We start from the raw sequence: 10,193 nt of genomic DNA on the forward strand, positions 1-10,193 counted from the left end.
GTCCCAAGCCGCCGCCGGGCCCGCCGGGGAGGCCCGGCCGATCGAGTACGCCGGCCGGCGCGACCGCGCTTGAGCGGGCGGCACCCCGCCGCTACGACACCGACGGGGCAAGGGTTTCAACAGCTCCGTCCACTGTGGTCCTTGTTCCGTCACGACACGCCCGGCGGGCTCGGCGGCGGCTTGGGACGGCGCCGGACGTGGCGACGGCACCGACGCGGTACGCGCCGGGGGCCGGCGGGGCGGTCCCAGCCGGCGCATCATCGGCGTCTCGACGTACCGGTGCAGGGCCGCGGCCAGCAGCAGGTTCACCAGTAGGAAGCCGAGCACGGCGAGCGGGCCCCACCAGCCGGGCAGCCCGACGCCGTGATGGCCGGTCAGCCGCAGCACGGTGGCCATCACGAAGACGTGCACCAGGTAGAAGGCGAACGAGACCTCACCGAGCCAGACCATCGGGCGGGACCGCCACGGCGTGCGCCGGCCGCGCACGTCGGCGTCGGCGGCGGCCGTGATGACCAGCAGGTACGCCACCGCCAGCAGAGCGGCCCAGAACTCCGCCCGGATCCACAGTCCCGCCACGAACCAGGTGCCCACAAAGATCACGCTGGCCGCGGTCAGCCGTGGGCCGCGCCACCGCCCCCGGCGCATCAGCTCGGCCGCGGCCACTCCCATCCAGAACTCGAGCGAGCGGACCACCGGGAAGACCTGGGTGAACCACCAGCGGTTCTCCTCCGGCACCAGGCGCTGACCCGGCCAGAGCGCCAGGATCAGCAGCGGCGCCGCGACCACCACGGCCCAGAGCACGGCGGGCCGGAGCCGACGCAGCACCGGCAGGGCGAACGGCAGGCAGAGATAGAAGAACAGCTCGCAGGAGAGTGACCAGCTCACCGTGTTGACGCTGTAGAAGTAGCCGGGGGTGGGGTTCCAGGCCTGGAGCAGGAACAGGTTGCCCAGCGCCGCTCCGAGGTTCACCGGGTCGGCGAACCAGAGCCCGACGAGCAGCACCACCGCCCACATCAGCAGGTGGTTGGGATAGATCTTGGCCAGCCGCCGGCGCAGGAACCGACGCCGCGGCTCACCGTCGCGGAACGACCAGACCAGCACGAATCCACTGAGGATGAAGAAGAACTCCACGCCGGAGAGGCCGAGGGCGAACAGCCCGCCCACCACCGCCTGGTAGTCCGGCTCGGCGACGACCCGCATGGTGGCCACGTGGAAGCCGAACACCAGCAGCGCGGCGATCCAGCGCAGCCCGGTCAGGGACGGCAGCCGGCTCGCCGGTGCGGCTGTCGCGGCGGTACCGGTGGTCGGGGCGCTCGTCATGCCGGGAACCCGACCGTCACCAGGGTCACCAGCACGCGCGTCTCCTCCTCGGCGGGGTCGTCGGTGGACGGTTCGGCACGGTCGCCCACCACGGCGCCCGTTCGACGCCGCCGCCGGGCACCTTACCGGTTGGTATGTCCGATCGCTCCCGGGGCGAGCGCGGCGACCAGCACGCGGGACGACGGGCGAGGCCCCTGACCCGTGGACCTGGATCGAGTACCTCTCCGGATTCGACTTCGCCTTCGGCACCCGGATCCACGGCACTATCACCGCGCTGCTGGCACCCCCGGTTACCTCTTCGCGCACGACTCGCGCACCCTCGAGCTGGCCCGCTACTTCGGCATCCCGCACCGGGTGATGCGGGACGTCCCCGCGGACGTCGACGCCGCCCGACTCTACGAGGAGGCCGACTACACGGCGCTGAACGACGGGCACAAGGCCCGCTTCGAGGCCATCACCGCGTTCCTCGCCAAACACGACCTGGGCCACTCCTTCGCCGACGGGGAGAGCGCCGCCCGCTTCGACCAGCGGGTGCGCGAGACCACCTTCCCGCCGGCGGTGCGACCGGCCGCCGGCACCGGGCCGGAGGAGCTGCTCGCCCGGATCGACTGGCTGCGCGACCAGAACCGGACGCTGCGCGAGACGGTCGAGGCGCACCGGGCCCAGCAGCTGCGCGAGCGGGTCCGGCAGGCCGTCGGCGGCCCGGTCCGCCGGATGCTGGGGCGCCGATCCTCGTACGTCTGTTCGAGCAGCGGGTAGGATCGGCGGCGTGTCCGACGTCGCCTACCAGCCCTCGATGCTGGATTTCGCCGAGCAGGGCACCACGCTCAGCCCGCTCGCCGGCCAACTGCGCCGGCACGAACTGAGCCGGGGCGCCTGGGTCGACCACCTGCCCGGCTGGGTGCGCGGCTCCGACCCGGTGCTCGACATCCTGCTCCGCGAGGTCCCGTGGCGGGCCGAGCGGCGCACCATGTACGACACCGAGGTCGACGTGCCCCGCCTGCTCTGCTGGTACGCCGCCGGCCGGCCGCTGCCCCACCCGGTGCTGACCGAGGCGCGGGAGTCGCTCACCCGGCACTACGCGCCGGAGCTGGGCGAGCCGTTCGTCACCGCCGGGATGTGCCTCTACCGCACCGGGCGGGACAGCGTGGCCTGGCACGGCGACACCCTGGGCCGCTCGGCGCACACCGACACCCTGGTCGCCATCGTCTCGTTCGGCTCGCCCCGGCCGCTGCTGCTGCGTCCCCGCGGCGGCGGCGGGACCAGCCTGCGCTTTCCGCTCGGTCACGGTGACCTGGTGGTGATGGGCGGCTCCTGCCAGCGGACCTGGGAGCACGCCATCCCCAAGACCGCCCGCGCGGTCGGGCCCCGGGTCAGCGTCCAGTTCCGTCCCGCCGGCGTCGCCTGATCCTGCGCCGCCCCCGGGCGTGCGCCGAGGTCGTGCTACAAACAACTCTCAGGGTCGATCACGCCCCCGTCACCGGACGACGCGAAGGGCGCCCCATGACCCAGACACCCACCGAACCGCGTTCCCGCTGGTCCCCCTGGAGCGTGCACGGCGACGGCCGGGCCATCCGCCCGGGGGACGTGGTGCACCCCGACGAACGCCTCTCTTGGCCGCGTACGGTCGGCGTCGGCGTGCAGCACGTGGTGGCCATGTTCGGGGCCACCTTCACCGTGCCGCTGATCACCGGCTTCCCGCCGGCCACCACGCTCTTCTTCTCCGGGCTGGGCACGCTGCTCTTCCTGGTGATCACCGGCAACCGGCTGCCGTCGTACCTCGGCTCGTCGTTCGCCTTCATCGCGCCGGTGCTGGCCGCGAAGGCCGGCGGCGACATCGGCCCGGCGCTCGGCGGCATCCTGGTGGCCGGCGCGGCGCTGGCGGTGGTCGGCGTGGTGGTGCAGCTGGCCGGGGCACGGTGGATCGACGCGCTGATGCCGCCGGTGGTGACCGGCGCGATCGTCGCGCTGATCGGCCTCAACCTCGCCCCGGTCGCCTGGGACGGCGGAGGAAACGGCGGGGTGAAGGCCCAGCCACTGATCGCGGTGGTCACCCTGGTCGCGATCCTGCTCGCCACGGTGATCTTCCGGGGCTTCCTGGCCCGCCTCTCGATCCTGCTCGGCGTGGTGGTGGGCTGGGTGCTCGCCGCCGTGCTCGGCAAGCTGGACCCGAAGGCGGTGACCGGGCTGAAGGAGGCCGCCTGGGTCGGGCTGCCGGACTTCCACGCCCCCGCCTTCAGCCTCCGGGCGGTGGTGCTGGTGATCCCGGTGATCCTCGTGCTGATCGCGGAGAACGCCGGGCACGTCAAGGCGGTGGCCGCGATGACCGGCCGCAACCTGGACAAGGACATGGGCCGGGCGTTCCTCGGCGACGGCATCGCCACCATGCTCGCCGGCGCCGGCGGCGGCTCCGGCACCACCACGTACGCCGAGAACATCGGCGTGATGGCGGCGACCCGGGTCTACTCCACGGCGGCGTACTGGGTGGCCGGTGTGGCGGCGGTGCTGCTCGGGCTCAGTCCCAAGTTCGGCGCGCTGATCCTCACCGTGCCGGCCGGCGTGCTCGGCGGCGCCACCACCGCGCTCTACGGCCTGATCGCCATCCTGGGCGCGCGGATCTGGATCGAGAACCGGGTCGACTTCCACGACCCGGTCAACCTGATGACCGCCGCCGTCGCGGTGATCATCGGCGCGGCCAACTACACGCTGACCGCCGGTGACCTCTCCTTCAACGGCATCGCCCTGGGCACCGCCGCCGCCCTGGTGATCTACCACGGCATGCGCCTCATCGCCCATCTCCGCGGCACCACCCCCGAGTCGCGCCGCGGCCCCGAACCCGAGCTCTGACCGACCTCCCCGGCCAGCTGCGTTGATCATGAAGTTATTGCCGCGACACGTCGAGGCGGAGGGCAACAGCTTCATGATCAACGCACGCTGACACAGGAGCGCGGGTGCGGAAAGGGCCCTGCGGCGGCAGCCGCAGGGCCCTTTCCGTGGCCGGATCAGTCGCGTTGGACCAGGTGGCCGATCACCGTGGGGCCGAGCAGGACGGCGAAGCCGGAGCCGTCGCGGCGCGGGTCCGCGGCCGGCAACTCCACCGGCTCGCCGTTGGCCGTGGCGCCCACCGGGCGGGATCCCACCCAGGCGACCACCACGTCCGTCTCGCCCTTGAGGAACCGCTGGGCGCGCATCCCGCCGGTGGCCCGCCCCTTCGCCGGGTACGCCGCGAACGGCGTCACCTTCACCGTGGCGCCGGTCGAGGTGACCACCATCGGCTCGCCGTGCCCCGGATCGTCGGTGCGGATCGCGCCGAAGAAGACCACCTGGGCACCGGCCGGCAGGTTGATACCGGCCATCCCACCGCCCTTGATGCCCTGCGGGCGGACCAGGGAGGCGGCGAAGCGCAGCAGGGACGCCTCCGAGGAGACGAAGGCCAGCGTCTCCGCGCCGTCGGTGAGCCAGGTCGCCCCGACCACCTCGTCCCCGTCGCGCAGCGAGATCACCTCGAACTCGTCCGAGCGGACCGGCCACTCCGGGGAGCAGACCTTGACTACGCCCTGCCGGGTGCCGAGCGCCAGCCCCGGCGAGCCCTCGGCGGACGGGCCGAGCGGCGCCAGGCCGACCACCGTCTCGCCCTGCTCCAGCGGCACCAGCTCGGCGGCCGACATGCCGCCGCGCAGCGACACCGTGCCGGACTGCTCGGGCAGCACCGGCAGCGGCAGTACGTCGATCTTGAACGCCCGACCGGCGCTGGTGACCAGGAGCACCCGCCCCCGGGCGGTGGAGTGGACGACCGCGCGTACTGCGTCGTGCTTGACCCGACCGCTGCGCCGGCGCCCCTCGGCGGCCTCCTCCGACTCGGCCGCGGTCCGGGCGACCAGCCCGGTCGCGGAGAGGATCACCTGGCACGGGTCGTCGGCGACCTCCAGCGGCCCGGCCGGCGCGGAGGCGGCGAGCACCTCCTTGAGATCGCCGTCCACCAGCGTGGTCCGACGCGGGGCGCCGAACTGCTTCACCACGGCGGCCAGCTCGTCGGAGACCAGCTTCCGCAGCACCTTCTCGTCGTCGAGGATGGTGGCGAGCTCGGCGATCTCCTTGCGGAGCTTCTCCTGCTCGGCCTCCAGCTCCAGCCGGTCGTACTTCGTCAACCGGCGCAGCGGCGTGTCCAGGATGTACGTCGCCTGGATCTCGGAGAGCTTGAACTTCTGCATCAGGCCGTCCTTGGCGGCCTGCGCGTCCTCGCTGGCCCGGATCAGCTTGACCACCTTGTCGATGTCGAGCAGGGCGATCAGCAGACCGTCGACCAGGTGCAGCCGCTCCTCGCGCTTGCGCTTGCGGTAGGAGCTGCGCCGGGTCACCACCTCGTACCGGTGGGCGAGGAAGACCTCCAGCAGCGCCTTCAGCCCGAGGGTCTGCGGCTGCCCGTCGACCAGGACCAGGTTGTTGACGCCGAAGGACTGCTCCAGCGGGGTGAGCCGGTAGAGGTCGGCGAGCAGTGCCTGCGGGTTGACGCCCACCTTGCACTCGATGACCAGCCGGGTGCCGTTCTCCCGGTCGGTCAGGTCCTTCACGTCGGCGATGCCGGTGAGCCGCTTGGTCTTGTTGACCTCGTTGGTGATCGCGGCGATGACCTTCTCCGCGCCGACGCCATACGGCAACTCGGTGACCGTGATGGCCTGCCGGCCGCGGCTGCCCTCCAGCGGGCCGGTCTCCACCCGGGCGCGCATCCGCACCACGCCGCGTCCGGTCTCGTACGCCCGGCGCACCTCGTCCAGGCCGAGCAGCAGCCCGCCGGTGGGCAGGTCCGGACCGGGGACGAACTCCATGAGCTTGTCCAGCGTGGCGTCCGGGTGGTTGATCAGCCAGCGGGCGGCCTGGACGACCTCGCCCAGGTTGTGCGGGATCATGTTGGTCGCCATACCGACCGCGATCCCCGACGCGCCGTTGACCAGCAGGTTGGGGAAGGCGGCCGGCAGCACGGTCGGCTGGGTCAGCGAGCCGTCGTAGTTCGGCTCGACGTCGACCGTGTCCTCGCCCAGCTCACCGACGAGCAGCATCGCCTCGCGGGACATCCGTGCCTCGGTGTAACGCGCCGCTGCCGGTCCATCGTCTGGGCTTCCAAAATTTCCATGCCCGTCGATGAGCGGCGCGTTGAGCGAGAAGTCCTGGGCGAGGCGGACCATCGCGTCGTAGATGGCGGTGTCGCCGTGCGGGTGGTACTTGCCCATCACGTCGCCGACCACGCGCGCGGACTTCACGTGCGCCCGGTCGGGGCGGTAGCCCTGCTCGTACATCGACCAGAGGATGCGCCGGTGCACCGGCTTGAGGCCATCCCGGGCGTCGGGCAGGGCCCGGGAGTGGATGACCGAGAAGGCGTACTCCAGGTAGGAGTCGGAGACCTCGGTGACCAGCGGGTTGTCGAAGACCCGCGCGCCGGCCTGGTCGAAGGCGGACAGGTCCGCCCTGGTGCGGTCTTCCTTGCGGCGTGCCATGACTCAGCTTTCCCCTCGAACGAACCCGGTGCTCATGCGTCGATCGCTTCCCGGTCGACCCGGTCCGCCGAGTCGATCAGCCAGTTGCGGCGAGGTTCGACCTTCTCCCCCATGAGCAGTTCGAGGATCCCCTCGGCGGCCTCGACGTCGTCGAGGGTGATCCGGCGAACCGCCCGGGTGGCCGGGTTCATGGTGGTCTCCCAGAGCTCGTCGGCGTCCATCTCACCGAGACCCTTGAAGCGCGGGATCGGGGTGACGATCTGCTTGCCGGCCTTCTCCAGCTTGCGGACCGTCGCCTCCATCTCGGCCTGCGTGTAGGTGTAGATGGTCTGCGGGTTGCGACCCTTTGTCGTGATCTTGTGCAGGGGCGGCATCGCGGCGAAGAGCCGGCCGGCCTCGATCAGCGGGCGCATGTAGCGGGCGAAGAGCGTGATCAGCAGGGTTCGGATGTGCGCGCCGTCGACGTCCGCGTCGGCCATGATCAGGACTCGGCCGTACCGCATCGCCGACAGGTCGAAGGTGCGCCCGGAGCCGGCGCCCAGCACCTGCACGATCGCCGCGCACTCGGCATTGTCCAGCACCTGCTGGAGGTTCGCCTTCTGCACGTTGAGGATCTTGCCGCGGATCGGCAACAGGGCCTGATATTCCGATGAACGGGCCATTCTGCTCGTCCCGAGGGCGCTGTCACCCTCCACGATGAACAGCTCGCTGCGGTCCACCCCGGTCGCGCGGCAGTCGACCAGCTTGGCCGGCATCGACGCGCCCTCCAGCGCGGTCTTGCGCCGGGCAGCGTCCTTCTGCTGCTTCTGGGTGAGCCGGACCCGGGCCGCGTCGACGATCTTCTGCAGCACCGTACGGGCCTCGGCCTTGGTCTTACGGTCCTCCAGCCAGCTCTTCAGATGCTGCTCGACCAGGCCCTGGATCACCTTGGTGATGCCGGCCGTGGAGAGCTCGTCCTTGGTCTGCGAGGTGAACTGCGGCTCGGGGATCCGCACGTGCACCACGGCGGTCATCCCCTCCAGGACGTCGTCCAGGGCGGGCGCGTCCTCCTTGGGCTTGAGCAGGCCGCGGGTGTTCCGGGCGGCCTCGGCCAGGGTGCGCACGAGGGCCCGCTCGAAGCCCTTGCGGTGGGTGCCGCCGTGCGCGTTGCGGATGGTGTTGGTGAAGCACTCCACGGTGCGCTCGTAGCCGGTGCCCCAGCGGAACGCCACCTCGACCTCGGCCCGACGCTGCACGTTGGACTGCATGACGCCGTTGGCGTCGGCGGCGTTCTCCCGGTACGTCCCCTCGCCGGTGACCAGCAGCGTGCCGGAGACCGGCCGGTCGCCGGCCGGCGCGAGGAACTCCACCATGTCGTTGAGGCCGTTCGGGAAGTGGAAGCTCTCCTCGGTGGGCTGCTCCCCGGTCTCGTCGCGCAGCAGGTAGGCCACGCCGGGGACGAGGAAGGCGGTGTTGCGCAGCTTGAGCCGGACCGCCTCAATGTCCAGCCTCGCGCCGTTCTCGAAGTAGCGGGCGTCGTGCCACCACCGGATCGAGGTGCCGGTGGGCTGGCGGCGCTTCATCGCGCCGACGATCTGCAGGCCGGGCCCGGGGGTGAAGGGCGCGTCGGGGCCGGGCCCGTCGAAGATCCCCGGTACGCCGTGCCGGAACGACATCGAGTGGATCTTGCCGGCGCGCCGGACCGTGACGTCGAACCGCCGGGAGAGCGCGTTGACCGCCGACGCGCCCACGCCGTGCAGACCGCCGGAGGTCTTGTAGCCGGAGCCGCCGAACTTGCCGCCCGCGTGCAGCCGGGTGAGCACCAGCTCGACCCCGGAGAGGCCGGACTTGCCGTGCACGTCGGTGGGAATGCCCCGACCGTCGTCGTCGACCTGCACCGAGCCGTCGGCGTGCAGGATCACCTCGATCTTCGTGGCGTGACCCCCGACACCCTCGTCGGTGGAGTTGTCGAGGATCTCGTTGACGAGGTGACCCACGCCACGGCTGTCGGTCGAGCCGATGTACATACCGGGGCGCTTGCGGACGGCGTCCAGGCCCTCCAGGTGCGTCAGGTCGTCGGCCCCGTACAGGGTCTCAGGCTGTGCGGTCAACTGGTCGTACTCCCAGGTCTCGGCGGTGTGGTGCCGCTCACCGGCTCGACCGCCACGGGCGGCGCGCCGCAGCGAGCCTAGCCGGGCACTCCGACAGAGCCGTGGCACCCGGGCCCGTGGCGTGGTCGCGTTACGCTGCCGGCCGTCGGAACCCGCCGACCGGAAGGACCCGGCGGGAGGGTGGACGGGCGAGGAGGGTGTTCGTGGACGACAACAATCCGACCCGGCGGTTGTCTTCCCGGTCGATCGCCGCCGGCGACCCGACCGGCTGGTTCGAGCAGCTCTACGCCGAGGCCGAACGGGGCGAGGCGGTCGTCCCGTGGGACCGGGACCTGCCTCACTCCCTGCTCACCGAGTGGAGCGGGCGCTCCGGCGTCAACGGTGCCGCCCGGAGCGCGGTGGTGATCGGCTGCGGCTTCGGCCGGGACGCGGAGCACCTGGCCCGGCTCGGCTTCCGTACCGTCGCCTTCGACATCTCCCCGACGGCGGTGCGGACCGCGCGGGGACGGCACCCCGACTCCCCCGTCCGGTACGAGACGGCGGACCTGCTCGACCCGCCGCCCGCCTGGCTTGGGCGGTTCGACCTGGTACTGGAGAGCATGAACGTCCAGGCGCTACCGGTCGAGCTGCGGGACCGGGCGATCGCGGCCGTCGGCCGGCTGGTCGCACCGGGCGGGACGCTGCTGGTGATCGCGGCGGGCCGGGCGGAGCAGGAGGAGGTCGAGGGACCGCCCTGGCCGCTGACCCGGGCCGAGGTGAACGGGTTCGCCGCCGGCCCGCTGGTGCCCGTCCGGATCGAGGAGATCGTCGACCCGGCGGGCGCACGACGCTGGCGGGCGGAGTTCCGCCGACCGGAGTGACCGGTCGGCCTAACTGCGGACCGCCGTGCCGAGCACGTGCGGGGACGCCGGCACCGGCACCCGGGTGGGCGGAAAGCGGAACCGGTCCAGCTCCACGACGCTGAAGCCGGCCCCGCCGATCGCGGCGACGGTGTCCCGCCCGGTGTGGCAGCCGCCGCAGACCAACGGCCAGAGCGTCGCGTCGGCCCACCGCTGGGCCCGGCGCAGGCCCGGGGTCTGCGCCGCCACGTGCTCGTAGAAGCGCAGTTGCCCGCCGGGGCGCAGCACCCGCCGCGCCTCGCGCAGGGCTACCGCCTGGTCCGGGACGGAGCACAGGACCAGCGACATCACCACCGCGTCCGCGGCGCCGTCGGCCACCGGGAGCGCCTCGGCCAGCCCGGCGACGACGGTGACCGGCACGGGGGCCTGCGCCGCCGCGGACGCGGTGGTGA

At 72.2% G+C, this 10,193-nt stretch carries 7 protein-coding genes and 1 pseudogene; 4 read left to right on the forward strand and 4 right to left on the reverse strand.

The window, feature by feature from the left end:
• A partial coding sequence (locus DKL51_RS12385; RefSeq protein WP_148097776.1) for an acyltransferase family protein occupies positions 1 to 1,320 on the reverse strand: 1,320 nt, incomplete at its 3' end.
• Positions 1,321 to 1,516: 196 nt separating this feature from the next.
• Here DKL51_RS12385 and DKL51_RS12390 point away from each other — a divergent pair.
• From DKL51_RS12390 to DKL51_RS12400, 3 genes and pseudogenes are all read left to right on the forward strand, one after another.
• Positions 1,517 to 2,079, forward strand: a pseudogene (locus DKL51_RS12390) (polysaccharide pyruvyl transferase family protein); the annotation flags it as partial.
• A 10-nt stretch (positions 2,080 to 2,089) separates the two neighbouring features.
• The gene (locus tag DKL51_RS12395) at positions 2,090 to 2,728 is read left to right on the forward strand and encodes an alpha-ketoglutarate-dependent dioxygenase AlkB (RefSeq protein ID WP_109946495.1); all 639 of its coding nucleotides are present in this window, start codon (positions 2,090 to 2,092) and stop codon (positions 2,726 to 2,728) included.
• A 95-nt stretch (positions 2,729 to 2,823) separates the two neighbouring features.
• The gene (locus DKL51_RS12400) at positions 2,824 to 4,167 is read left to right on the forward strand and encodes a uracil-xanthine permease family protein (protein ID WP_109946494.1); all 1,344 of its coding nucleotides are present in this window, start codon (positions 2,824 to 2,826) and stop codon (positions 4,165 to 4,167) included.
• A gap of 155 nt (positions 4,168 to 4,322) precedes the next feature.
• Here DKL51_RS12400 and DKL51_RS12405 read toward each other — a convergent pair whose 3' ends face one another.
• Entirely contained in the window at positions 4,323 to 6,812 is a 2,490-nt protein-coding gene (locus DKL51_RS12405; protein WP_109946493.1) for a DNA gyrase/topoisomerase IV subunit A, read from the reverse strand.
• Positions 6,813 to 6,844: 32 nt separating this feature from the next.
• Entirely contained in the window at positions 6,845 to 8,902 is a 2,058-nt protein-coding gene (locus DKL51_RS12410; protein WP_109946492.1) for a DNA gyrase/topoisomerase IV subunit B, read from the reverse strand.
• Between the two features lie 203 nt (positions 8,903 to 9,105).
• On the opposite strand from DKL51_RS12410, the gene DKL51_RS12415 reads away from it, so the two are divergent.
• On the forward strand, positions 9,106 to 9,762 hold the full coding sequence (locus DKL51_RS12415) for a class I SAM-dependent methyltransferase (RefSeq protein WP_109946497.1): 657 nt from the start codon (positions 9,106 to 9,108) through the stop codon (positions 9,760 to 9,762).
• Positions 9,763 to 9,771: 9 nt separating this feature from the next.
• On the opposite strand, the gene DKL51_RS12420 is transcribed toward DKL51_RS12415, so the two are convergent.
• The coding region (locus DKL51_RS12420; protein ID WP_148097777.1) for a class I SAM-dependent methyltransferase at positions 9,772 to 10,193 on the reverse strand (422 nt) is incomplete at its 5' end.

The sequence above is a fragment of the Micromonospora globispora genome (assembly GCF_003857015.1).
GTDB lineage: Bacteria > Actinomycetota > Actinomycetes > Mycobacteriales > Micromonosporaceae > Micromonospora > Micromonospora globispora.